We start from the raw sequence: 23,368 nt of genomic DNA, 5'->3' as shown, positions 1-23,368 counted from the left end.
CCATCGCCCCGCCCGAAGGACGTCGCTCCAGCCCGCGTCATTCGGAGGCTGGTGGCTGACGGGCTTTGGTTGCCTCCGACAGCAACGAGGCCCGGCAACCGACCCACCGCGGTGGTTCGAGGCCGATTGGGGTGCTGCAGCCGGCTGTCCTCGCTGCTGGGGAGTCCTACCCCCCGAAAACGACGGGTAGATCTCCCCAGCCCCCGCAATAGCCAGCCGAACGCCGTACCCCGTACACCTACTGGGGACCCCGGACACGCCACCAGATGTCCGGGCTCCCCAGTTGGTGACCGCAGTACACCCGGATCATCTGCGCGCGAGGCAGCAGGCCGCCGTACCCGCAATGTCCGAAGGACACGCGCGCCTGGTCCTCCGGATCGTCGGACGTTGTGACGGGCAGGACGGCAATCGCCCAAACCTCGGACAAGGGATGGGGGATCTGTGGAGTCGTGCTGCCAGATAGTGGCAGCCAGCATCCACAAAGCGGGCTGGGCCGGCTTGCGGCAGTGATCAACTGGGTTTCGGGGTGGTTGGTTGTGAGGCGTCACAAAGGGTGGGGGGAAAGTTTGCGGTCCGGACCAAAGCGCTGGGGCGGGATCGCGGACAGAATCGTTGCGTTCGCCCCGACGCATCGGAAGGTTCACAGCATGCCCAGAGTTGCCCTCGCTCTGAAAGCGCTCCTCGCCGCCGTACTCATCGGCCTCGTCGCCGCCCAGCCGGTCTCAGCCACGCAAACCGCCAAGCAGACCGCCAAGCAGGCCGGCACCGCCCCGACGGCCGCGGTGGCCGAGCGGTACTTCGAGCAGGCCGGCCCGCACCAGGTCACCAAGACCGCCGGCGGGCCCGACCACACGCTCTACTACCCCACCGACCTCACGACGAGCACCACCAAGCACCCCGTCGTGCTGTGGGGTAACGGCACCGGTGCCACCGTCGACCAGTACGACGTGTTCCTCCGGCACCTGGCGTCATGGGGCTTCGTGGTGGCCGCCGCGAACACCGGGCAGTCCGGTTCCGGTCAGGAGATGCTTGCCGGTGGCAAGTTCCTCATCGCCGAGAACGCGCGTTCCGGCAGCGTCTTCCACCAGCGCGTCGACACCGCGAACATCGGCGCCGCCGGCCACTCGCAGGGCGGTGGCGGAGCGATTGCCGCCGGCGCCGACCCGATGGTGAAGGTGACCATCCCGGTCCAGCCCGGCCCGCAAGGATCGGTCCCCGCTCTCCGCGGTCCGAGCCTGTTCATCGCCGGTCAGCTCGACTACATCGTCCCCTCGTTCTACGTGCGCAGCCGCTACGCCTCGGCGAAGACCCATCCCGCGGTGTTCGCCGAGCTCAAAGGCTCCGACCACTTCTTCCCCGGCGAAACCCGGACCAGACTGATCGGCGTCAACACGGCGTGGTTCCGCTACTGGCTGGCTGGTGACCAGCGGGCCAAGGCGGTCTTCTTCGGCCCGAAGCAGACCGCCGAACTCTTCAACGACTCCGGCTGGTCGTCCGTCGACCGCAACAGCAAGGCGGACGCGATCAGCTGACCGATCGGATGCGGGCCGCACACCCCACCAGGGTGCGGCCCGTAGCGCCATTGAGAGGCCAGCATGCGAGCAAACCAGGAACTGACCCGACTCCTGCGGACCGGCCCGTTCGAGGCCGCCCTCGACTCGGCGATCGACGCGACTGGAATGTCGCTGGAGGACCTGCGCCGGCGCCTCGACGCTCGCGGGGTCACCGTCAGCCGTACGGCGCTCTCGTACTGGCGCCGCGGCCGCAGCCGGCCCGAACGCGGTGAATCGCTCCAGGCCGTCGCCCGGCTCGAGGAGATCCTCGGCCTCCCCGCCTCTTCCTTGCTCACCCTGCTCGGTGCCCGCAGACCACGCGGACGCTGGATCGACCACCAGCCTGGCACCCTGGCCCGCTGGAAGCTTTGGCCGTCGTCCGAACCGTTGCTCAAGGCCCTTAACGCGCCGCCCGACGGCCAACTGTCGTTCGTCAGCATCAGCGACCTGCTCGTCGTCAACGAGGAGGCCGGCATCCGGCGGCAACGCGTCCGGCTGGTCGCCGAGGCGCGGGCCGAACGGGTCGACCGCTGCCTGGTCTATCACGAGATGGACGACCCGCAGAACCTCGTCCCCGAGCTCATCGCCGTCCCGTTCGGCCGCCGCGGCCGGGTCCGCTGTGACCTGGAGAGTCGTCAGTTCGTCGCCGAGTTCCTATTCGACCAGCCACTCCAGCGCGGCGAGCACGCAATCGTCGAGTACGAACTCAAGCTGCCGGTGAGCCAGCCGATGGACCACTTCTACCGCCACTTCACCCGCCCGGCCGGCCTCTACACCCTCCAACTACGCTTCGCCGGCCGCCACCCGGCCTGGGTACGCCGGTTCGACCGCAACACAGCCGAGCGCGTCCAGGACCTCTGGCTCAGCGAAGCCGGTACGACGTCCCTCGTCGTACCGGAGGTCCGTCCGGGGACCGTCGGCGCCCGCTGGGTCTGGTAATACCCCGTAAAACTGTTCACAACAATGCCTTCTGACCTGCGCGGATCCAGGCGCCGGAGCAGTTGATTGGTACCGGAACACTTTTCGATCCGGACCGGCTCTCCGTCACTACCTTCAGGGAAGTTGTTCCCCGCCCCCGAAGGAGGTAGCAATGCGTTCCTTGCGAAGAGCAGTCCCCCTGCTCGCCGCCGCGCTGGCCACAGCTCTACTGGTCCCGCACGCCGCGGCCTCGGAGCCTGAAGGCACTGTCGACCGGTCGGCCCGCCAGCCGGTCGCCGGTGTGTACCTGGTCAAGCTGAAGGACACCGCCCTCAAACAGCGCGACGAGGCAACGATCGGTTCGACCGCAAGCTCGCTCGCCGGCCAGTACGGCGGCGACTTCACCAATGTGCTCAGCAAGGTCATGCACGGTTTCGTCGTCGAGAACCTGAGCGACCAGCAGGCACGTCGGCTCGCCGCGAACCCCGCCGTGGCTTCCGTGGTCCAGTCCGGCACCGCACGCGCCGCCGGTACCCAGGACAACCCACCGAACTGGGGCCTGGACCGCATCGACCAGCGCGATCTCCCGCTGGACAAGAAGTACACCTATCCGGGTGAAGGCGCCGGCGTGAACGTCTACGTCGTCGACACCGGCATCCACTACTCGCACCAGGAGTTCGAGGGTCGCGCCAAGTTCGGCGCCGACTTCGTCGTACCGTCGACCAACGGCGCGGACTGCGACCGAGCCAAGAGCCACGGCACCCACGTCGCCGGTATCGCCGGTGGGAAGACGCGAGGCGTGGCGAAGAAGGCCACCCTGTGGGCCGTCCGCATCCTCGACTGCGAGTCGCGCGGCAAGGACACCGACATCGTGGTCGCGGCCGACTGGATCGCGAAGAACGCGCAGAAGCCGGCCGTCGTGAACCTGAGCGTGTACGCGGACAACCCGTCGATCGGCGTCGACGCGATCCGCAACGCGATCGCGGCCAACGGGGTCCAGTGGGCGCTCATCACCGGGAACAACGGTGGCAACGCGTGCAACTACGGCCCCGGCAGCCGAGTCGAAACAGGCATCCGCACGGCCAACGCGACCAGCTCGGATTCCCGGGCCGGCGACTCGAACGACGGACCCTGCACTGACCTGTTCGCGCCTGGCTCGAACATCAACTCGTCGGTCAACTCCTCCAACTCCAGCTACGGCAACCTCTCCGGTACGTCGATGGCTGCGCCACACGTGGCCGGCGTACTGGCCGTGCGGCTCGGTGAGCAGCCGAGCGCCTCACCGGCGCAGCTCAAGTCGTGGGTACTGGAGAACGCGACTACCGGCAAGATGACCAATATCAGGACCGGCACGCCGAACAAGCTGCTCTACCTCCCGAACGGGCCGACCACGCCGCCGACCGGCGACTTCAGCGTGACAGCCGATCCTGCGTCCGGAACCGTCCAGGCCGGGCAGTCGGTGTCGACCACGATCAAGACCGCCGCGCTCCAGACCACACTGGGGACGACCGCGGGTGGGCGCACCGGAGGCGGTTCCGGTCCCGCGGTCGTCGGCGGTACGCCGACCACGGTCGCGGAGTACCCGTTCATGATCTCGATGCGCCGCGAGGGCTCGTCGTTCCCGGGACAGCAGTCCTGCAGCGCCAGCCTGATGGGCCCGCACACCGTCCTGCTCGCCGCGCACTGCCTGGTGGAGAAGCCCGGCCGCAAGTGGTTCGTGTATGGGGCGACCAAGCTCACCGACTCCGGCTTCACCGCGGAGATCAAGTCGTCCTGGGTCCACCCCAAGCACGTCAACTACCAGGGCGGGTACGACGTCGCCGTCGTCCAACTGGATCGCGACGTACCGGTTCCGGCCGGGATCGTGTATCCGACCATCGCGACCGACACCAGCAAGGAAGCGGTCGGCACCAACGGCCTGGTGCTCGGCTGGGGCAAGACCGGGCAGAACACCTACAGCGACGTGTTGCGTAAGGCAACTATCCCGGTCGCGCCGGACAGCGGCTGCAACGAGCGGTACACCGGAACCTACAAGCCGGCGCTGATGCTCTGCACCGGCTTCTCGGACGGCCGGATGGGGACCTGTCCCGGTGACTCGGGCGGCCCGTTCCTGGTCGGGAGCACCATCGTCGGAGTGTTCTCCTGGATGGACAACGCCTGCAACTGGTACTCCGTCTACTCCCGGGTGTCGACGTACAAGGCCGAACTGCTCGAGCAGCTCGGCCAGACCGGGCCGGAACCGACCGGCGACGTCACGCTCGCGGCGAGCGGTCTGCCGAGTGGCGCGAGTGCGAGCTTCACCCCGGCCAAGGTGAACGTCGGCGGCTCGTCGAACCTGACCATCAGTACGTCGGCCTCCACCCCGGCCGGCGACTACACCATCACCGTGACCGGGACCAAGGGCACCGACACGGCACAGGCGACGTACAAGCTGACCGTCACTGGCGGTGCCAGCACCACCTTGAAGGTCGTCAACCCGAATCAGCAGACCTCCAAGAAGGGCGCAGCGGTCAGTCTGCAGATCTCGGCGAGCGGCGGTTCGGGCAGCTACAGCTACTCCGCCACAGGACTGCCGGCCGGGCTCAGCATCAACCCGTCGACCGGGCTGATCAGCGGCTCGCCGACGACCGCGGCAACCTACCGCCCCACGGTCAAGGTGACCGACAGCGCGGGAGCCTCGGCCTCCGCAACCTTCTACTGGTTCGTGTTCCCCTTCTGAGCCACACCTTCGAGTGAGACGTCCCGAGCCGGCTCGCCCCGGCTCGGGACACTCCTGTTGGATGGGACCGACGAAAGGGGTGGTCCTGTGCAGGCGTGGGACGAGGACATGCCGCGGGTGCTGGTCTCGCACCTCGGGTTCGGGTGTGGGGCCAGCAAGGCTGTGGTGGCGGTCGTGCCGACCACGGTCACGAGCGCCACGCTCCTCGGTCGCGGTACGGCGATCGAGCTCGAACCCGAGGCGGTCGACCGGGTACCGGGCTGGAGCGGCGGTCCGTACGCGCGCATCCCGCTCCCCCAGGACGTTGCCGAGGGCAAGTACGTCGTACGGGTCCGGTTCGACGGTGGTGAGCTGCACTCCACGCTGTTCGTGGTCGCGCCGGAGCGAATCCAGCGGCAGACGATGTCCGACGTACTCGTGTATTTCAAGGCGATGCGGTCCAGCGGTGAGATCGACCGGAAGGATCGGGCCGCGAAGTTCTGGGGTGACGAGTCGGGCGCGACGGTCGATGCGCGCGGCGGGTGGCTGGATGCGAGTGGCGACACCAGCAAGTTCTTGTCGCATCTGACGTACACGTCGACGATGAGTCCGCAGCAGATCCCCTTGTGTGCTTGGGCGATGCTGGCGGCGCGGGACGAGCTCGTCGATCACCATCCCGGGCTGTTGCGGATGCTCAGCGCACGTCTCAGGGACGAGGCGTTGTGGGGTGCGGACTTCCTGTTGCGTTTCCGGTCGCCGAAAGGCTACTTCTACACCGGCATCTTCGACGCGCTCACCAAGGATCTCGAAGAGCGCGTGATCACCGCGCCGCTGCAGAACAGCGTGCGCACCGATCGGTACCAGGCGGGATACCGGCAAGGCGGTGGATTGGCGATCGCCGCGTTGGCCCGTGCGTCGACCGTGGACGACGATGGCGAGTTCACGAGAGCGCAGTACCTGGAGGCAGCGCGGGCAGGATTCGCGCACTTGGAAGAGCACAACCTCGAGTACCTCTTCGACGGCACCGAGTCCGTGCTGGACGACTACACGGCTTTGCTGGCTGCTACTGAGTTGGTGGCAGCTGGTGTTGATGCCGAGGAGGCGGCGCGGCGCCGGGCGGCCTCGCTCATCGCCCGGTACGTCGTACCAGCCGAGGGGCCAGGGTGGTTCCGGGCAGACGAGCAGGGGAGGCCGTATTTCCATGCGGCCGAACCGGGTCTGCCGATTCTCGCGTTGCTGCGCTTCGCCGACGTGTTCGACGATTCAGCAGCACGAGAGAGCGCTCTCCGGGCGATGAGCGACATCATCCGGCGCACCGACTCGGTGCCGAACCCGTTCGGCTATCCGCGCACACTCGTCCAGCCGCTCGGCGAGGAACCGCGCGAGTCCTTCTTCTTCCCGCATGCGAACGAGACCGGCTACTGGTGGCAGGGCGAGAACGCCGCGATCGCGTCCCTGTCCACCGCAGCCAGCGCCTGCGCGCGCATCGCCGAAACCGCCGAGGACCGCGAACGCCTGACCACGTTCGCCGACGACCAGCTGGCGTGGATCACCGGCCGGAACCCCTTCGATATCTGCATGTTGCAGGGGCGCGGCCGGAACAACCCCGACTACGCGTCGGACTTCCCGAACTTCCCCGGCGGCATCGTCAACGGGATCACGGCCGGCTGGAGCGACGAGCAGGACATCGCATTTCTGCCGCCCGATGCGCCCGAAGGCGACGCCTGGCGCTGGGCCGAGCAGTGGATCCCCCACACCGCCTGGTTCCTCCTGGCCACCGCGTCCGCGCGCTAGCCAGGAGGTCAGGAGAATCAGTCGACGATCTTGCCCGGGTTGAGGTTGCGGCCCGGGTCGACGACGCTGAAGATGCCGCTCACCATCTGTACGCCGGCCTCGGAGATGTCGTCGCCCATCCAGCGCGAGTGCTCCGTGCCCACCGCGTGGTGGTGCGACAGCGTGCCGGCCGAGTCGATGAACGACTGCTGCACGGCCGACTTCACCACGTCGTACTGCGCGATCGGGTCGCCTTCACCTGCCTTGAAAGCAAAGGTGAAGTAGAGGCAGGCGCCGCTGTGGTACGAGTGCGACAGGTGGCACATGATGTAGCCCTTGACCCCGAGCTGTGCGAACGCCTTGTTGGCCCGCTCGACCGTCGTGTCGTAGAGCGGCATCAGCTTCGACCAGGCCGCCGAGGTCTCCGACACGTCCGCGAGCGCGCCGCGGTCGAGCAGGAAGTCCCGGATGTACGGCGTATCGAACTTCTTCTGGTCGTACAGCGCGCCCGGGCCCTCGCCGACTCCGATGCCGCCGTGATCGGAGACGATCTTCTTGACCAGCTTGCGCTGCCGCGCGACGTGCTCCTCGCTGCCTTCGTACCCGATGAACGACAGGCACATCTGGTCGAGATCCCAGCCGCGCTTCTTGAGTACGGCGATCAGCGCCGAGCTCATGAACTTCGAGAAACCCTTGCTGGACTTGCGGGTCGCGAACGAGAACGCGGTCTCGCGGGCGTCCGAGATCCGGGTGATCGACGGCGTCGCGTCACTCGCGGAGATCGCCCGCATCGCGGCCACGCCGCGCTTCCAGTCCGGGAAGAAGTAGCCGAGCACGACCCGCTTGGCCGGCTTACGGTGCACCTGAACGGTGGCTTCGGTGATAACACCGAGGCGGCCTTCGCTGCCCAGGATCATCTCCCGCACGCTCGGACCGGTCGAGGTGACCGGGACGGCCCGCGTTGCGAGCGTCCGGCCCGGCTGAACCACGCGCAACGCCTTGGTGATGTCCGCGATGTCGCCGTACTTGTCGGACTGCATGCCGGACGAGCGGGTCGCGATCCAACCGCCGAGCGAGCTGTGGGTGAAGCTGTCCGGGAAGTGGCCGAGGGTCCAGCCGCGTTCGCCGAGCTGCTGCTCGAGATCGGGACCGAGCGCACCGGCCTGGATCTGCGCGAGCCCGGACTCCTCGTCGATCGCCAACACCTTGTTCAGCCGGCCGAGGTCGAGGGACACCACCTGGCGCGTCTCGTCGGCCGGCGCCTCCAGGCTGCCGGCGATGTTGCTGCCACCACCGAACGGGATCAGTACGGCGTCCGCCGCCACGACCGCGTCCAGTACGGCGACGATCTGCTCCTCGTTGGCCGGGTAAACGACCACATCCGGGATCCGCCGCAGATCACTCGCGCGGATCCGGACGAGATCGCGCAGGCTCTTGCCGAAGGCATGCACAACGCGGTCCAGGTCCGTGCTCACGACGTACTCGGCGCCGAGAACGCCAGAGAGCGCTTTCTCGAGATCCTCCGAAAGCTGCGACGCCGGTACGTCGAGCTCCTCGAACGCGAGCGGGGCGACCGCCGGTGCGTTCAGGTCGACGTCGATGACCTTCTGGACGAAGGGCGCCAGCGAAGGCTTGTCGTCGTGGGAGAACGCGACGCCGTCGACGCCCCAGCCCCACCACTTCATGTGCTGCACAGTCACGGTCAAGTCCTCTCAGAAATGTCAGACGCCGGCGAGTTTGGCGACGACGGGGGCCATCGAGTCCAGCGCGTCGACCGCGATCCCGATCGACGAGATCCCGAACAGCTCCCGCCGTACCTGCAGGTCCTCGACGATCTCGTCGACCGACCCGAACAGGGCATGCGGCGTACCGAGCGCCTGCTCCGGCGTGAGCCCGAAGCCGGCAGCAAGGTTGTTCGCCATCTCGGTCCGGTCAGTACCCGGCAGCGCCAGGTGAATCCGGGACTGCAGAATCAACCCATCGAACCGCTCCCCCGCAGCCTCACGGATCCAGGCGATCTTCTGATGGGTGGCATCGACCGTCGCGTTCGGGCCGACCGACGCGTCGATCAGCCCCTTCTGCATATTCATGTTGATCGCGACCACGTCCGCCTCGCGCCCGGCCAGCGACAGGACCCGCTTGCCGCCACCACCGATCACGATCGGCGGATACGGCCGCTGCACCGGCTTCGGCGTCCCTTCGAGGCCGCGCACCTGATAGTGCTTACCCTCGAAGTGGCACGGCTTGTCCGCGAACAACCCCTTCAGTACGGCGAGCGCCTCCTCCAGCCGGTCGATCCGCACCCCCGGCGGGTCCAGCTGGATCCCGGCCCGCTCGTAGTCGGTGTGCAGCCAGCCGGCGCCGAGCCCGAGGTCGAACCGACCGCCGGAGAGCGCGTCCAGGGTCGCGGCCTCCTTGGCGAGCACGACCGGGTGCCGGTAGTCGTTGCAGAACAGCATCGACCCGATCCGCAGCGTGCTGGTCGCGTTCGCGGCAGCCATCAGGGCGGCGATCGGGGCGATCTGCTCGTCCAGGTGGTCGGACACGGTGAGGCTGTAGTAGCCGAGGTCCTCGACCTTGCGGGCCAGCGCGGACCAGGAGGCCGCGGTCACCTCGTTCGGCGAGGAACACTGCACCGTGAAACGGAACGGCTTGTCAGCCGGCATCGCGAACTCCTTGGTCGTGAAGAGCGGTCACTGCGGCCTGCATCCGGACGGCGAACTCAGGCACGGACTCCCCTGGTCCGGGAGTCAGCGGGTCGCCGATCGCGAACCGGACCGGGAGCCGTCCCGGCACCGGCCAGTTGCGGCCCCGCGGCATCGCATCGTATGCGCCGGTGATGCCGATCGGGAGACAGGGCACTCCTTTGCTCACACACAGCGCGGCCGCGCCGAGCTGGAAATCACCCATCAGCCCGTCACGAGAACGCGTTCCCTCCGGGAACACGAGCAGGCTGAAACCATCGTCCAGCAGCCGGCCCGACGTACCGCGCATCGGCTTGTTCTTACCGCGGTCGATCGGGAAGGCATTGAAGACCAGACCGGTCAGAATCGCCCGCTTCTTACTGTCGAAGAAGTAGTCGGCCGCCGCACCGACCGCCAACCGCCGAGTCACCGCCAAGGGGAGGAAGGTCACCATCAGCGGAGCGTCCAGATGGCTCGAATGGTTCGCCACTACGACCATCGGCCCGGTCGCCGCCGGTCGGCCGACCACCTCGACCCGGATCAGATAACGCACCAGCGGCTTCAGCACCCCGCGCTGAATCACGATCCGCAGCAGCCCTGCCAGCCGTGACTCGAGCCAGGCGGGCTGGCGCTTGGCTGCAGCGACGGGGGCGGGTTCAGGAGTTCGCTCAGCGCTCATCGGCGTCGACCTTACCTGCGACCTGATCGCAACTGGAAGCGCCTAGACTGACCGCCGTGACAGTACGCCGGGAGCGGTCATGAGCAGGCATGGCATCGACACCCTACTGAAAGGCTGACATGACCAACCCGATGGACCTCGAGAACCAGTACGGCGCGCACAACTATCACCCGCTGCCTGTGACGATCGCCACTGCCGAGGGCGTTTGGGTCGAGGACATCGACGGCAACCGGTACCTGGACTGCCTGGCCGGCTACTCGGCGCTCAACTTCGGCCACCGGCACCCGGCGCTGATCGCCGCCGCGACCGAGCAGTTGGGCCGCGTCACGCTCACCTCGCGTGCTTTCCACCACGACCAGCTCGGCCCGTTCTGCGCCGACCTCGCCACCTTGGCCGGCAAAGAGGCCGTGCTGCCGATGAACTCCGGCGCCGAGGCCGTCGAGACCGCGCTCAAGCTCGCTCGCCGCTGGGGCTATCTGGTCAAGGGCGTTCCGGACGGCAAGGCCACCATCATCGTTGCGGACGGCAACTTCCACGGCCGGACGATCAGCATCATCAGCTTCTCCGGCGACCAGGAAGCGCACGACAACTACGGCCCCTACACACCAGGCTTCCGCTCGGTCCCGTACGGCGATGCGGCCGCGCTCGAGGCGGCGATCGACGAGCACACGGTCGCCGTACTGATCGAGCCGGTCCAGGGTGAATCCGGAGTGATCGTGCCGCCGGCCGGGTACCTGCCCGCGGTCCGCGAGCTCTGCACCAAACACAACGTGCTGATGGTCGCCGATGAGATCCAGTCCGGCCTCGGGCGGGCTGGCGCGACCTTCGCCAGCGGCCGCGCGGGCGTCGTACCGGACGTCTACATCCTCGGGAAGGCGCTCGGCGGCGGGATCATGCCGCTGTCCGCGGTCGTCACTGACCGTGCTGTGATGGATGTCATCACGCCGGGCACCCACGGCAGTACCTTCGGCGGCAACCCGCTGGCCGCGGCGATCGGCCGGGCAGTCGTGAAGCTGCTTGAACCGGGCGACCTGCAGGCCCACGCCCTGGCGATGGAGCAGGAGCTCCGGGACCGCCTTGAGCCGCTCCGCGCCCACGGGCTGGTCGGCCTGCGGGTTCACGGCCTGTGGGCCGGTGTCGACCTCGACCCGACGCTCGGCACCGGTCGGGATCTCTGCGAGAAGCTCGCGGCGAACGGCGTACTGGCGAAGGACACGCATGGCTCGACGATCCGGCTCTCGCCGCCGCTGACGGTCACTCCGGACGAGCTCGACTGGCTCACCGATCGGCTCACCCGGTCGCTCAAATCACTGTCCGCCTGACTCAAATCACTGGCCGTTGGACTCAATTTCACCGGGGGCTTGAAAGGCGCCGAGCCGAGAACAGGGTCCAGTGGGTGACCTGACCGGGGACCGAGCGTAGTATTCTGGCAACACCGAACATCGGCATCGCCTTCTGGGCCGATCGTTACCGTCAGCGGCCGGAGTGGCCGGCTGTGCGGTGACCGGCCAGAATCCCGCCGTCAGTTCCGCCGGAATCCACGATCTCGATCGCTGGCCGGAGCGCCGGTTCCGCGCTCCTGGGGGTGGCCCGCACCGGGCCGCTGTGCGACGTGTCGCCATCGGCGTAGTGACGCGCGGTGCCGTGTTCGCCTTGGACAGTGGTCCGTGGCACGACAGAGGAGGACCCTTGGCCCGACGAGGTCAGCGCCAGTCCGGGGCCGCCAGCGGCTCCGGCCGCCGGCAATCCGGCGACACCCGGCGCGACGCCGGCGACACCCGCCGGCAGTCCGGTGATGCCCGGAAGCAGAGTTCGGGCGGCCGTGGTGCCTCGAATGGCGGGTCCAGCGGCGCGGCGGGTAGCCGCAGGCGCCGGCCGGCCAAGGATGCCGAGGGCCTGATCCCGGTCCTGGCGAAGGCCGTCCGGGAGGTCGAGGGCGCTGTCGAGCGGGCCGCGATCAAGCCGTCGACCCGGACCAAATTCCAGGTTGTCGCGCTGCTCGTCCGCGAGGAGCGCGCCCGGGTGAACGCCGACGCTTCGGCCACCGACGCTCACCGGGCCGAGCAGCTGCGTCGCCTCGACGGTGTGGCCACCATTCTGGCCAAGACGGCTGCCCTCGAGCCCGCGCTACTGCAGCTGCTCGCCGAGGACACCGTCATCTCCGAGGCCGCCGCCACCCTGCGCCGCGAGATGCTGACCGCCGCCGGGATGGAGGCTCCCGAGGAGCCGCCCGCCCCGGAGCCGGAGAGCGCTCCCGAGCCCGCCGCGCGCCGCGTCGTACCGAAGACCGTCGTCGCCCGGCAGCTCGCGAACCCGTTCCTCGCGCCCGACTTCAGCTCGGCCCCGGTCGCGCGGCCGGTTCGCCCGCGTCGCCTCGCCGGATGGGAGCTGATCACTCCTCTGCTCCGCTCCTTCGAGTACGCCGCTGCCTCCGCGAGCATGCCGTTGCCCGAGCCGACCGATCTGCGGATCGCTGCTGGTCAGGAGCTGATGCCACATCAGTCCCGCCTGATCGCGTCCGCGGCCGCCGGTCACCGCAGCTTCCTGCTCGCCGACGAGCCCGGTCTCGGCAAGACCGCCCAGGCCCTGCTCGCGGCCAAGGCGGCCAACGCCTATCCGCTGCTCGTCGTCGTACCGAATGTCGTCAAGACCAACTGGGCCCGCGAGGCCGACATCTGGACGCCGCAGAAGAAGGCGACCGTCATCCACGGTGACGGCGACTCGATCGACGGCTTCGCGGATATCGTCGTGGTCAACTACGAGGTGCTGGACCGGCACGTCGGCTGGCTCGGTGACCTCGGTTTCCGCGGCATGGTCGTCGACGAGGCGCACTTCATCAAGAACAAGAAGTCCCAGCGCTCCCGGAACGTTCTGGAGCTGTCTGAGCGGATCCGGACCCGGAGCACCCGGCCGCTGCTGATGGCACTCACCGGTACGCCGCTGATCAACTCGATCGAGGACTTCACCGCGATCTGGCAGTTCCTCGGCTGGATCGACGAGAAGGGTCCGCGCGCGGACCTGATGGAGTCGCTCGAGGAGACCGAGCTCGTCCCCGCCGACCCCGGCTTCTACGCCGCCGCCCGGTCGGCCGTGATCAACATGGGGATCGTCCGGCGCCGCAAGGTCGACGTGGCCGCCGACATCCCGGCCCGCCGGATCGCCGACCTCCCGGTCGAGCTCGACGGCGCGGTCGGCCGCTCCATCCGCGAGGCCGAGCGTGAGCTCGCCGAGCGTCTGGTCAAGCGGTACAACACCGCGCTGGAGACGCGTACTTCCGGTGTCACGGTCGAAGGAATCGACCACGACCTGGTCCGCCGCGTCGCCGGCTGGGAACGCCAGGAGATGGACAACAAGAAGACCGGCGAGAACGTGTTCTCCCTGGTCCGCCGGATCGGTCTGGCCAAGGCCGGCCTGGCCGCCGATTACGCCGCGCAGCTCGCCCAGAGCGTCGGCAAGGTCGTCTTCTTCGCCCGCCACATCGAAGCCATGGACACCGCCGAGGAGCTGTTCGCCGAGCGCGGGATCAAGTTCGCCTCGATCCGCGGCGACCAGACCTCCACCAAGCGGCAGAAGAACATCGACGCTTTCACCAACGACCCCGAGGTCTCGGTCGCCGTCTGCTCACTGCTGGCGGCCGGCGTCGGGCTCAACCTGCAGGTCGCGTCGAACGTCGTACTGGCCGAGCTCTCCTGGACGAACGCCGAGCAGACGCAGGCGATCGACCGGGTGCACCGGATCGGTCAGGAGATGCCGGTCACCGCGTGGCGGATCATCGCCGCACAGACCATCGACACCCGCATCGCCGACCTGATCGACTCCAAGGCCGGTCTCGCGGCCAAGGCGCTCGACGGCTCCGACGAGGAAGTCGGCTCGTCGGCCGACGTCCAGCTCGAAGCCCTCGTGTCCCTGCTGACGGACGCGCTGTCCTAGGGGGCAGGCCGGTACGACGGGAGCGCCTGCACCAGCTCGGGGTACAGCCTGAGCTGGTGTGGTTCGAGCAGCTCGTGTAACCACGGCTGACCACCGGCCACGCGCAACCATCCGTCGTGTTCGCGGGCCAACGCCTCGGCCGCCACCAGTACGTCGACACCGGCGGGATCCAGCTCCCGGACCCGCCGTACGTCGACAACAACGGTTGAGGCCTTGGTCGTGATCACTCGTCGCAATTCATCGGCGAACGCGGCCGCTGTCTCCTCGGTGACCGTCCCGGCAACCTTCACCACGACACACCCACCGACCGCGGACCACGTACACACAAAAGGGCCGCTGGCATCCACGGGGCGAGTCATCGACCGCTCCACGCGGCCGATCATGGACCAACCTTCATCAGATCTCCTCACACATTTTTCTACAACCGTAGTACCCACTCCCTATTCCCGGCCGCCGGACGTAGCGTCGGGGGATGGAATTCGATCGGTACACGGTGACGATGCTGAGATTGCGCGCGGATGCGCCGGTGATGGATGAGACCGAGGCCGGCGAGTTGCAGGACCGGCATCTTGCGCATGGCGCCGACCTGCAGGATCGCGGGATCATCCTGGCGCGCGGGCCGTTCACCGATCAGGACGATCCGCAGTTCCGCGGGTTCTCGATCTGGTCGGTGGATCAGGCGGCAGCGCGCGAACATGCCGCGGCCGATCCCGCCGTACTGGCCGGGCGGCTTGCGGTCACGGTGATGACGTGGATGATGCCGGCCGGGAATCTTCAGTTCAGCAAGGTGCGGGTACCGCGTTCTAGGGCTGAGGTGTGAGCTCGCCGACCGGGAGGTCGACCGGCACGGTGTTGGTCTTCGGGGCGAGCGGGCAGGTCCAGCGCGGGCTGTAGGCGCAGGACGGGTTGTAGGTGAAGTTGAGGTCGAGAGTGAGGGTTCCGGCGGTCAAGTCACCGCCGAGGTCGGCGCCCTTCACGGTGTCGATGAGGTAGCGACCGCCGCCGTACGTGCGCTTGCCCGCGAGGGCGTCCTTGACGGGGACGAACAGGCCGCCGCCGTACGACTCGAGCCACCAGACGTCGAGATCGCCGACGCCCGGCAGGTGCGCGACGCCGACGCGGCTGAACGGGATCACGCCATCCGTTGCCGAGGGCACCTCCCAGCGCACCGGCTCGACGTCGGTGTCGATGGTGACCTCGAAGCGGAGGTCGGCGCGATACGCACCGATCTCAGGACCCTGGTACGTCGACCGTTCCTCGACCGCCGAGGCTGGGTGGGTCTTCAGCAGCTCGTCGCGACCTGTCCGCCAGATCTTGTGGGCCTGGGCCGGATCGCTCTGCGCGCGGACCTCTTCGTACAAGGCGAACACGTGCCGCCGCCAGTCGGCCGTCTCCAACGACATCAGATGCCCCAGACCGCCAGCTCGGCAGCTCGGGGAGCTGCTTTGAGGACTGAGGTCGGGTGGTCGAAGGTCATGACCGGGCGCGTGGCCGTGTCGTACGACGGCCAGCCGGGGTCGCCGGTCTTGGCGAACGTGACCCAGACGGCGTGCATCTGGTCGGCGAGCTCCTGCGGCGCAACACCGCCGTACAGCGGGGAGGTCGCCGTACCGAGGGTGTCGAACATGAACGCCAACTCCAGGGAGTGGCAGGCACCGAGCCCTTCGAGCGGCGACTTCCACGCGAACTCATACAGGTACGGCGTCCCGTGCGGCCGCTGCGCAGTCGCCAGCTTGATCGTGGGAATCGTGAAGATGGAGTCGGTGACCACGCTGGACAGCACGTCGCCCGGTGACTTCCCGGGCCGGTTCGCGACGTAGACCGCGGTGATCTCCGGCGGAACGCCCATGCGGGCGAGCGCGTGCGGCAGGACCTCGGTGGTCACGGCGGCGGCGATGCCGGAGGGGACGGTGAAGAAGCTGAACTCGTCGCTCGTGGCCCCGGCCAGCAGGTCGATCCCTGCGGCGGCACCGGCGGCAATCGCGTTGAGCGGCACCTCGAAGATCAGCTCGTTGTCGATCACCGGCATGACCGGCATGATCCCGCCACCCGCGGCGATCGTGGATGCACCCCAACGTGCCGGGTCGGGCTTCGCGCGCATCTCCATCGCGACCACACGCTGTGCGGCGATCAGCTCATCCACGCCGACCGACGCGAGACCCGCCGCCGACCACTCGACACCGAGCCGCTTGGCGACCTCGGCGGAGACCGAGCCAGCGTCCTCTTTGAGAGCGGCAACGCCCGCCGATCCGCTCTGCACGATCGCGCGCCGGAAGAGACCCTTCGCGGCCGGGATCGACATCAGCGTTGCGACGCTCATCGCGCCGGCCGACTCACCGGCGATCGTCACCCGGTCGGGGTCACCACCGAACGCCGCGATGTTCTCCTGCACCCAGCGCAGCGCAGCCACCTGGTCGAGCAGTCCGCGGTTGCTCGGCGACCCCGGAATTACGCCGAACCCCTGGATCCCCAGGCGGTAGTTCACGCCGACCAGGATCACGCCGTCACGGGCGAACGCCGTACCGTCGTACTCAGGCACTGCGTTGGATCCGTTGCGAAACGCACCACCGTGGAACCACACCAGCACGGGTAGCCCGCTACCGCCAGGCGTCCACACGTTCAGGTTGAGGACATCGGGTCCGGGGATCACCGGGTTCGACAACAGGCCGTCGTACGGCGGTTCGTAGCCGGGCTGCGGCACAGTCGCACCCAGCTCGGTCGCATCCCGCACGCCGTCCCACGAGACCGGCTCGGGGGCCTGATAGGCCTTCTCCCCCACCGGCGCTGCCGCGTACGGAATTCCGAGGAACGCAGTCACCTCGCCGTCCGTCCGGCCCTTGACCTGCCCGCCCGAAGTCACCACGATCGCGTCCACGCCTCATGCTTACCACGCTTTCGCGACCGCGGCGCCGGTCCCTTCCCCAGGTGAGGACCGGCGCCGCGCTACCTCACTCCTTGAATGCGTCCTTGGCCTTCTCGCCGGCCTGCTTGAGGTCGGCCTTCGTCTTCTCTGCCTGGCCTTCGGCCTGCAGGTCGCGGTTGTCGGTCGCGTCCCCGGTCTCCTTCTTGACCTTGCCCTTGGCCGCTTCGGCAGCGTTCTTCAGCTTGTCTCCGACGCTCATCGACCTCTCCTTCGCGTTCCGCTAGGGCGGTCCGGTTCCCACCGGACCGCCCATCATGCAGAAGTCAGGTCGTTACATTCTTGACGTGGTGAAGTAACACTCGTACGGTACCGGGGATGCTCCCGCAGTCCCCGTGACGAAAGGCGTCCCCGTGTCCCGTTTCCTCCGCCGCGCAGTCGCGCTGGCGACCGCCGTACCGGTTCTGCTCGCCGCGACGATCGTGCCGGCCCAGGCCAAGAGCGACTTCAGCGTGAAGCCGTTCATGGGCTGGAGCAGCTGGAGTGTCCAGTCCTCCAGCAACCCCGCCTACGGCACCAAGTGGCTGACCGAGGCGAACGTGAAGTCCGCCGCCGACTCGATGGCGAAGAACCTGCGCGGCTCCGGCTACACCAACATCAACCTGGACGCCGGCTGGAACGCCAACTGGAACTGGGAGTTCCGGACCGACGCCAACGGGATCCCCGAGGCCGACCCCGAGCGCTTCCCGAACGGGATCGCCAGCCTTGCCCGCTACGTGCACAGCAAGGGCTTGAAACTCGGCCTGTACGGCGGCGCCGGGCTGCAGACCGCGATCTACGACAAGAACGCGCCGATCCTCGGGACGAACTGCACGACCCAGGACATCACCGTCTACCCGCTCGTGAAGACCAACATGTGGGGCGGGGACTGGAAGATCGACTTCACCAAGCCCTGCGCCCAGGCGTACTTCAACTCGATCGCCAAGCGGTTCGCGTCCTGGGGTGTCGACTTCCTCAAGGTCGACGGCGTGCTGAAGGAGAACATCCCGGACATCGAGGCCTGGTCCAAGGCGATCGACCAGAGCGGCCGCAAGATGTGGCTGACCGCCAGCGCCTGGCCGATTCCGCGGGACGCCGGCGAGGGGCTGCAGCCTTGGGCGAACAGCGTCCGCGTGAACACCGATGTGGAGTGCTACTGCAATACCGTCTCGACCTGGACGAGTTCGGTCGACAACCGCTGGGAAGACCTGCCGAACTGGCTGGACGTCGTACGCCCGAACTACTGGCCCGACCTCGACTCGATGCCGATCAACAACAACTCGGGCGTCGGGATCCAGGACGGTATCAACGAGATCGAGCGGCAGTCCGTGATGACGTTCTGGTCGATGGCCTCATCACCCCTGTACGTCGGTGGCGACCTGGCGAACATCGACGCTCGCGCGGTCGCGATCCTGACTAACCGTGAGGTGATCGCGGTCGACCAGGCCGGCGTCATCCCGACCCGGGTCACCGACGGCACGCTGCAGATCTGGAAGAAGCGCCTGCCGAGCGGCAAGCTGGCCGTCGCCGTCTACAACCTCGGCTCCGAGACCGCCGACATCCCGGTCAGCTGGCAGCAGCTCGGCGTACACGGGAACCGGCAGCTGCGTGACCTGGTCGCGCAGCAGAACCTCGGCAAGTTCAACAAGTCCTGGACCGCCAAGGCTGTCCCGGCCCACGGGTCGCGGCTCATCACGCTGTCCTGACCTTCCTGCGGCGGGCGACTGCCCTCGCCCGCCGCAGGGTGACACCCATCCGACACACGATGGTGATTGTGCGCGGGTGCGGAGCGGGAGCAAGCTGAGATCGTTCCGCCCCCTGAAGCAAGGGGAAAACCGCATGACCACGGCACATATCGACGTCACCGACCACGAGCACCTGCCGAACGACGGCTGCGAGACGGTCGATCACGAGGACCACGTCGACCACGTCCACGGGGACGAGCGCCATCCCGAGGCGATGGTCCATGCCGGTCACAGCGACACGCACAGAGCCGGCGACGGCTGCGAAACCGTCCAGCACGACGACCACGAGGACCACCTGCACAACGGTCACCGCCACTTCCAGCACGACGACCACGTGCACGAGCACTAGTTGAGCAGTGCCGCAGCCAACCCCACCGCGTCGTCCCGCCCATACGGGTCGGCGTCGTGGGCGTTGGCGATCAGCAGCAGGTGCACGGCCCGGTAGATCCGCAGTACCTCAGGGTCGTACCCGAAGCGGCTGGTTGTCGCTTCGTCGAACGCCGCCTCGATCTCGCGGACCTGCGGCGACCAGAGCGCAAACATCGTCCCGGCACTCGCCGCGTCGTACGCCGGATCGCCGGCCATCGTCATCAGCCCGAAGTCGATGATCGCAGTCGGCCGGCAGTCCCCGTCGACCAGAATGTTGCCCGCGGTCACGTCCCCGTGGATCATCCCGGACGTGCTGTCCGGCAACTCCCGCACCCGCGCGAGCAGGCGCTCGACCTTCTCGTCCAAGTCCTTGATAGCCGGTCCCAGCTTGCCGTGGAACCGTTCGACCCGGCGCTCAGTCAGCTCCGCCAACGCCTCCGGCCAACTCTGCCCAGGTGCCCGAAACGGCTTCACCTCATCGAGAACCGCCAACGTGGGCGTCGTCGTGACCGCACCCAACTCCCCCAGCACGTCAAGCACACAATCCCGCGCCGGCGCACCGAACTCAGGGGCAACGGTGTACAACGGCACTCCTGGCAGTTCAGCCTCAACAGTCACCCGGTACGGCGCCCTGTCGTGCACCTCGAGAATCTCCGGCGTACGGATCGACGGCGCATCCACCGACGCGTAGAACTCCGCAAGCCGCCTGAGTTCCGCCGTACCCGCATGAAACCAGACCTTCGCGATCTTCCCCCCACCCAACCTGAACACCGCACCCTGCATACCAACCGCAATCCGCTCAGCGCCCGGATGCCCCGGCAGATGGTCACTTAACTTCACGAGGCACTCCTCAGCAGCAAATCAAGTACCCCGACATGAGCAGCCGACTTGGCCTCCGGCGGCGCAAGCGACCTCTCAACCTGCATGTCCTTGAGTTCCGGCACCACCCTCGGATGCGACCGCACCAATCCACCTCCGAACACCACCGTCGCCCCGGCCCGAAGCTCAGTCAGCTCGATGGCCCGCACCAGCGACTCGCGTACCCGTTCCTCATCCTCAGCACCCAACGGCGTCGGCAACGCATGCCCGCCGATTGCAGCATCGAGGCAGCCACGCCGTCCACATCCCCCACATACCGCCGGCCCGAATCCCACCTGGTGCCCGAACTCGACTGCTATCACATCCCCCGCCGACACCCGAACCGCGCCTACGCCTGTGCCGATCACGACGTACAAGAGGTCGGCCGGCTCACCCACACGCAGCAACCATTCCCCCAAGGCACCCGCCTCTGCGTCGTTCAGCGACACCTCCGGCCGACGCGGGAACCCGAGCTCCTCCCACGCCTCCACATCCATCCACCCGAGATGGTGCGCGCCCCGAACACGACCATCCACAACCCACCCAGGCGCCGCCAACCCATACCGGTATGCCGTTTCGGGCCGCGCGACGCCGTCCACGAACACCACCGAGCCGTCGACGAGCGTCGCCGTCTGCACCGACGGGCCGCCAACCTCAACCGCCACGAGCGGCTCCGGCCGGCGTCCCCACCGAGCACGCAGGAACCCAGGCAGCTCACTCACTCCGTCAGGCTAGTTGTCGGTGCCGATGAGCGCCTGGGGTTTTGCTTGGCGCGGACCGCCACCACCGTCTAACCCGGCTGGGCGCGCGCGTGAGCGCTCGATCCACGCTCGGCCGGTGGTGGCGGGCGGTGGTTGGTGGGTGGTGGCGGTCCCCCAGGCCATCACAAATGGGGTCCGCGGTGTCGGCTGAGCGCAGGGCCGGCGGGCTGGCCCCGATTGTGATGGCCTGCAGGTCCGCTCATCAACCTCTGCGGTTGACTCGGCGTCGGCCGTGCTTCAGTTCGCGGCGTTCTAGTTCGGTGAGGCCGCCCCAGATGCCGGCGTCCTGGCCGGATTCGAGGGCGGACTCCAGGCAGTCGGTGCGGACCGGGCAGCGTCGGCAGACGCGCTTGGCCGCCTCGATCTGCGGGAGCGACGGTCCCGTCGTACCGATCGGGAAGAACAGCTCGGGGTCTTCGTCCCGGCAGGCGGCGGCCAGGATCCAGCCGGCCGCCCGCACTCGCATCTCCGTCTCGCTGCTGCCCATCGCAGTCTCCTCCATGAGCTTCTGAAGGTAAGACCACGCCCGCCGCCCTGCTGTGACTACTTGCGACCAACGTCACATCGCGAGGCAGTCCTTGACGGCTGCCGACAGGCTGGACGCCCGCGGTTCGCCGACGCGGAAGGACCAGCGGTTCATCACGTAGCCGAAGCCGACGCCGGCGTCCGGGTCCGCGAAGCCGATGGATCCGCCCGAGCCCGGGTGACCGAAGGCGTTCGGTCCGAGCATCGGCTGCGGCGGGCAGGAGCGCCAGAAGCCGAGCGACATGTAGAAGGAGCGGTCAGCCGGGAGGTCCAGGCCTGGCGGGAGCCCGTTCATCCGGGTCTTGTCGGTCTGGACCTCGATCATCCGCTCGACGGTCGCCGGGTCCAGCAGCCGGATCCCATCGACCTCGCTCACGGTGGCGGCGTACATCCGTGCGATCGATCGGGCGTCGGCGACCATGTTCGCGGCCGGTACCTCGGCGGCCCGCCACTCGCGCTTGGTGAAGTAGTCCGAGGTCGGGTCGAACGCACCGCCCAGTACGCCGGCCTTCGCCTGCACCGAGCCCTCACCCCAGACCGACGTCATCCACGCGTTGACCGTGTCCGCGTCCAGTCCGGTCGTCTCGAGGATGCCCTGGGTCATCTCCTCGAGGGTGAACGGCGCGGCGAACTCGATCCGCGCCACCTTCTCCTCCTGCTCGGCCGGCAACCCGATCCACGCCTGCAGACCGAGCGGGCCGGCCACCTCATCCGCGAAGAAGGTCCCGAGCGATTTGCCCGAGATCCGCCGTACCAGCTCACCAACCAGATAACCGAAGGTCATCGCGTGGTAGACGTGCTCCGTGCCCGGCGTCCACAGCGGCTTCTGCGCTTCCAGCGCGCGGATGACCGGGTCCCAGGCGTATGCCTCCTCGAGTGTCAGCGGCCCGTCGATCAGCGGCAGTCCCGCCTGGTGCGACAGCAGCCAGCGGACCGGGATCTGATCCTTGCCTTCGGCACCGAACTCCGGCCAGTACTTCACCACCGGCGCGTCCAGATCCAGCTCCCCGCGCTGGGCGAGCAGGTGCGCACAGATGGCCGTCGCGCCCTTCGTCGTCGACGCGACCTGGGCGATCGTGTCCTGCTGCCACGGCCGCGCGGCCTCGGTGTCGGCGAGGCCGCCCCACAGATCCACGACCGGCCGACCTCCGACGTACACGGCTACCGATGCGCCCGACTCACCGGGATTCCCGTCGAAGTTGGCGCGGAACGCGTCCGCGACCTTGCCCCAGCCGTCCTCAACATGTCCGTTCACGAGTGTGTTGTTCATGAGGAGGACGATTCCGGACCGCGCTGACACGACGCTGACACCGCGCAGTCAGTGCAGCGTGTACCCGCCGTCGATCACCACGACCGACCCGGTCATGAAGCTCGACGCCTCCGACGCCAGGAACACCACCGTCGGCGCGATCTCCTCCGGTACGGCGTACCGCTGCATCGGCGCGTCATCGATCCAGCGCGCCTTGAACCGCGGCTCGTCCACCGGCGCCATCTCGGTCTTCGTGTACCCGGGCGCCACCGCGTTCACCCGGATGTTCAACGGCGCCCACTCCGCCGCCAGCGACTTCGTCAGCTGATGCACCGCCGCCTTGGAAGCGTTGTACGCCGGCTGCCACTGCGGCCGGTTCACGATCTGCGCCGAGATCGACCCCACGTTGACGATCGTCCCGCCACCCACCGTCGTGAAATGCGCAGCCGCCGACTGACTCAGCTTCCACAACCCACTGACATTGGTCGAGAACACCTCGTCCCACTCCGCATCCGGCACCTCCAACGCGGCCCGGTGAAAACAAGCCCCCGCATTGTTCACCAAGATGTCGAACCGCCCGGTCGCCTCCACCGCAGCAGCAACCGCGGCCTCCCCCGACGCCCGATCATTCACCTCAAGTCCCACCCCCACCACAGTCCGCCCAGTCGCCTCCGCCAACTCCGCAGCCGCCACCTTCGAGGCCCCCTCATCGCGAGCCCCGATCACC

General features: G+C 67.9%; 22 protein-coding genes. 9 read left to right on the top strand and 13 right to left on the bottom strand.

Features of this window, described 5'->3' with window-relative positions:
- The first annotated feature begins 647 nt into the window (after positions 1 to 647).
- From E1261_RS25555 to E1261_RS25540, 4 genes are all read left to right on the top strand, one after another.
- Positions 648 to 1,532, top strand: a complete 885-nt coding sequence (locus E1261_RS25555) for a poly(ethylene terephthalate) hydrolase family protein (RefSeq protein ID WP_132410710.1) — start codon at positions 648 to 650, stop codon at positions 1,530 to 1,532.
- A 63-nt stretch (positions 1,533 to 1,595) separates the two neighbouring features.
- Positions 1,596 to 2,492 (top strand): XRE family transcriptional regulator, encoded by an 897-nt coding sequence (locus E1261_RS25550; protein WP_132410708.1) that lies wholly within the window; start codon positions 1,596 to 1,598, stop codon positions 2,490 to 2,492.
- A gap of 151 nt (positions 2,493 to 2,643) precedes the next feature.
- The gene (locus E1261_RS25545) at positions 2,644 to 5,190 is read left to right on the top strand and encodes a trypsin-like serine protease (RefSeq protein ID WP_132410706.1); all 2,547 of its coding nucleotides are present in this window, start codon (positions 2,644 to 2,646) and stop codon (positions 5,188 to 5,190) included.
- 87 nt (positions 5,191 to 5,277) lie between these two features.
- Positions 5,278 to 6,963 carry a glycoside hydrolase family 9 protein gene (locus E1261_RS25540; RefSeq protein WP_202875012.1) on the top strand — a complete coding sequence of 562 codons (1,686 nt, stop codon included), beginning with the start codon at positions 5,278 to 5,280 and terminating at the stop codon, positions 6,961 to 6,963.
- A 17-nt stretch (positions 6,964 to 6,980) separates the two neighbouring features.
- On the opposite strand, the gene E1261_RS25535 is transcribed toward E1261_RS25540, so the two are convergent.
- The 3 genes from E1261_RS25535 to E1261_RS25525 are packed head-to-tail and all read right to left on the bottom strand — an operon-like array spanning position 6,981 to position 10,305.
- On the bottom strand, positions 6,981 to 8,642 hold the full coding sequence (locus E1261_RS25535; RefSeq protein WP_238176423.1) for an FAD-binding oxidoreductase: 1,662 nt from the start codon (positions 8,640 to 8,642) through the stop codon (positions 6,981 to 6,983).
- A gap of 21 nt (positions 8,643 to 8,663) precedes the next feature.
- Complete coding sequence (locus E1261_RS25530) at positions 8,664 to 9,608, bottom strand: TIGR03621 family F420-dependent LLM class oxidoreductase (protein ID WP_132410704.1); 945 nt, start codon at positions 9,606 to 9,608, stop codon at positions 8,664 to 8,666.
- The gene (locus E1261_RS25525) at positions 9,598 to 10,305 is read right to left on the bottom strand and encodes a lysophospholipid acyltransferase family protein (protein ID WP_132410702.1); all 708 of its coding nucleotides are present in this window, start codon (positions 10,303 to 10,305) and stop codon (positions 9,598 to 9,600) included. Before E1261_RS25525 ends, E1261_RS25530 begins: the two co-directional genes overlap by 11 nt.
- A 119-nt stretch (positions 10,306 to 10,424) precedes the next feature.
- Here E1261_RS25525 and rocD point away from each other — a divergent pair, with 119 nt between their 5' ends.
- On the top strand, positions 10,425 to 11,627 hold the full coding sequence (gene rocD / locus E1261_RS25520; protein WP_238176422.1) for an ornithine--oxo-acid transaminase: 1,203 nt from the start codon (positions 10,425 to 10,427) through the stop codon (positions 11,625 to 11,627).
- Positions 11,628 to 11,778: 151 nt separating this feature from the next.
- On the opposite strand, the gene E1261_RS25515 is transcribed toward rocD, so the two are convergent.
- The gene (locus E1261_RS25515) at positions 11,779 to 11,979 is read right to left on the bottom strand and encodes a hypothetical protein (protein ID WP_132410700.1); all 201 of its coding nucleotides are present in this window, start codon (positions 11,977 to 11,979) and stop codon (positions 11,779 to 11,781) included.
- 15 nt (positions 11,980 to 11,994) lie between these two features.
- On the opposite strand from E1261_RS25515, the gene E1261_RS25510 reads away from it, so the two are divergent.
- Positions 11,995 to 14,235, top strand: a complete 2,241-nt coding sequence (locus E1261_RS25510; protein ID WP_338033945.1) for a DEAD/DEAH box helicase — start codon at positions 11,995 to 11,997, stop codon at positions 14,233 to 14,235.
- On the opposite strand, the gene E1261_RS25505 is transcribed toward E1261_RS25510, so the two are convergent.
- Positions 14,232 to 14,594: an STAS domain-containing protein gene (locus E1261_RS25505; protein ID WP_238176421.1), complete on the bottom strand. Its 363-nt coding sequence runs from the start codon at positions 14,592 to 14,594 to the stop codon at positions 14,232 to 14,234. The two genes, E1261_RS25510 and E1261_RS25505, sit on opposite strands and share 4 nt — an antisense overlap.
- Positions 14,595 to 14,707: 113 nt before the next feature.
- On the opposite strand from E1261_RS25505, the gene E1261_RS25500 reads away from it, so the two are divergent.
- Entirely contained in the window at positions 14,708 to 15,055 is a 348-nt protein-coding gene (locus E1261_RS25500; protein ID WP_132410696.1) for a YciI family protein, read from the top strand.
- Here the strand turns inward: E1261_RS25500 and E1261_RS25495 are convergent.
- The 3 genes from E1261_RS25495 to E1261_RS25485 all read right to left on the bottom strand — a co-directional run bounded on the left by E1261_RS25495 (position 15,039) and on the right by E1261_RS25485 (position 17,357).
- Positions 15,039 to 15,638, bottom strand: coding sequence for a DUF1684 domain-containing protein (locus tag E1261_RS25495; protein ID WP_132410694.1), 600 nt, complete (start codon positions 15,636 to 15,638; stop codon positions 15,039 to 15,041). The genes E1261_RS25500 and E1261_RS25495 overlap by 17 nt on opposite strands.
- On the bottom strand, positions 15,638 to 17,110 hold the full coding sequence (locus tag E1261_RS25490) for a carboxylesterase/lipase family protein (RefSeq protein WP_132410692.1): 1,473 nt from the start codon (positions 17,108 to 17,110) through the stop codon (positions 15,638 to 15,640). Before E1261_RS25490 ends, E1261_RS25495 begins: the two co-directional genes overlap by 1 nt.
- Positions 17,111 to 17,183: 73 nt before the next feature.
- Positions 17,184 to 17,357 (bottom strand): CsbD family protein, encoded by a 174-nt coding sequence (locus E1261_RS25485; protein WP_132410690.1) that lies wholly within the window; start codon positions 17,355 to 17,357, stop codon positions 17,184 to 17,186.
- Between the two features lie 151 nt (positions 17,358 to 17,508).
- Between E1261_RS25485 and E1261_RS25480 the strand changes: the two genes are divergently transcribed.
- Both E1261_RS25480 and E1261_RS25475 read left to right on the top strand, forming a co-directional pair.
- Positions 17,509 to 18,840 (top strand): glycoside hydrolase family 27 protein, encoded by a 1,332-nt coding sequence (locus E1261_RS25480; RefSeq protein ID WP_202875011.1) that lies wholly within the window; start codon positions 17,509 to 17,511, stop codon positions 18,838 to 18,840.
- A 133-nt stretch (positions 18,841 to 18,973) separates the two neighbouring features.
- Positions 18,974 to 19,228: a hypothetical protein gene (locus E1261_RS25475; protein WP_132410688.1), complete on the top strand. Its 255-nt coding sequence runs from the start codon at positions 18,974 to 18,976 to the stop codon at positions 19,226 to 19,228.
- Here E1261_RS25475 and E1261_RS25470 read toward each other — a convergent pair.
- The 5 genes from E1261_RS25470 to E1261_RS25450 form a co-directional block, all read right to left on the bottom strand.
- The gene (locus tag E1261_RS25470; RefSeq protein WP_132410686.1) at positions 19,225 to 20,088 is read right to left on the bottom strand and encodes a phosphotransferase family protein; all 864 of its coding nucleotides are present in this window, start codon (positions 20,086 to 20,088) and stop codon (positions 19,225 to 19,227) included. The genes E1261_RS25475 and E1261_RS25470 overlap by 4 nt on opposite strands.
- On the bottom strand, positions 20,085 to 20,828 hold the full coding sequence (locus tag E1261_RS25465; RefSeq protein ID WP_132410684.1) for an ROK family protein: 744 nt from the start codon (positions 20,826 to 20,828) through the stop codon (positions 20,085 to 20,087). Before E1261_RS25465 ends, E1261_RS25470 begins: the two co-directional genes overlap by 4 nt.
- A 241-nt stretch (positions 20,829 to 21,069) precedes the next feature.
- Positions 21,070 to 21,333: a WhiB family transcriptional regulator gene (locus E1261_RS25460; protein ID WP_132410712.1), complete on the bottom strand. Its 264-nt coding sequence runs from the start codon at positions 21,331 to 21,333 to the stop codon at positions 21,070 to 21,072.
- 93 nt (positions 21,334 to 21,426) lie between these two features.
- Entirely contained in the window at positions 21,427 to 22,662 is a 1,236-nt protein-coding gene (locus E1261_RS25455; protein ID WP_132410682.1) for a serine hydrolase domain-containing protein, read from the bottom strand.
- A gap of 48 nt (positions 22,663 to 22,710) precedes the next feature.
- A partial coding sequence (locus tag E1261_RS25450; protein WP_132410680.1) for an SDR family NAD(P)-dependent oxidoreductase occupies positions 22,711 to 23,368 on the bottom strand: 658 nt, incomplete at its 5' end.

This window comes from Kribbella albertanoniae (assembly GCF_004348455.1).
In the GTDB taxonomy this organism is placed as follows: domain Bacteria; phylum Actinomycetota; class Actinomycetes; order Propionibacteriales; family Kribbellaceae; genus Kribbella; species Kribbella albertanoniae.
Note: the sequence above shows the minus strand (reverse complement) of the source record. Positions and strands in the feature narration are given on the sequence as shown.

What these genes read in the sequence shown, in the direction of transcription:
- E1261_RS25500 (WP_132410696.1), top strand. Translation starts at nt 14,708, where the DNA reads ATGGAATTCGATCGGTACACGGTGACGATGCTGAGATTGCGCGCGGAT.
- E1261_RS25545 (WP_132410706.1), top strand. Translation starts at nt 2,644, where the DNA reads ATGCGTTCCTTGCGAAGAGCAGTCCCCCTGCTCGCCGCCGCGCTGGCC.
- rocD (WP_238176422.1), top strand. Translation starts at nt 10,425, where the DNA reads ATGACCAACCCGATGGACCTCGAGAACCAGTACGGCGCGCACAACTAT.
- E1261_RS25530 (WP_132410704.1), bottom strand. Translation starts at nt 9,608, where the DNA reads ATGCCGGCTGACAAGCCGTTCCGTTTCACGGTGCAGTGTTCCTCGCCG.
- E1261_RS25475 (WP_132410688.1), top strand. Translation starts at nt 18,974, where the DNA reads ATGACCACGGCACATATCGACGTCACCGACCACGAGCACCTGCCGAAC.
- E1261_RS25525 (WP_132410702.1), bottom strand. Translation starts at nt 10,305, where the DNA reads ATGAGCGCTGAGCGAACTCCTGAACCCGCCCCCGTCGCTGCAGCCAAG.
- E1261_RS25495 (WP_132410694.1), bottom strand. Translation starts at nt 15,638, where the DNA reads ATGTCGTTGGAGACGGCCGACTGGCGGCGGCACGTGTTCGCCTTGTAC.
- E1261_RS25555 (WP_132410710.1), top strand. Translation starts at nt 648, where the DNA reads ATGCCCAGAGTTGCCCTCGCTCTGAAAGCGCTCCTCGCCGCCGTACTC.
- E1261_RS25455 (WP_132410682.1), bottom strand. Translation starts at nt 22,662, where the DNA reads ATGAACAACACACTCGTGAACGGACATGTTGAGGACGGCTGGGGCAAG.
- E1261_RS25505 (WP_238176421.1), bottom strand. Translation starts at nt 14,594, where the DNA reads ATGACTCGCCCCGTGGATGCCAGCGGCCCTTTTGTGTGTACGTGGTCC.
- E1261_RS25460 (WP_132410712.1), bottom strand. Translation starts at nt 21,333, where the DNA reads ATGCGAGTGCGGGCGGCCGGCTGGATCCTGGCCGCCGCCTGCCGGGAC.
- E1261_RS25485 (WP_132410690.1), bottom strand. Translation starts at nt 17,357, where the DNA reads ATGAGCGTCGGAGACAAGCTGAAGAACGCTGCCGAAGCGGCCAAGGGC.
- E1261_RS25550 (WP_132410708.1), top strand. Translation starts at nt 1,596, where the DNA reads ATGCGAGCAAACCAGGAACTGACCCGACTCCTGCGGACCGGCCCGTTC.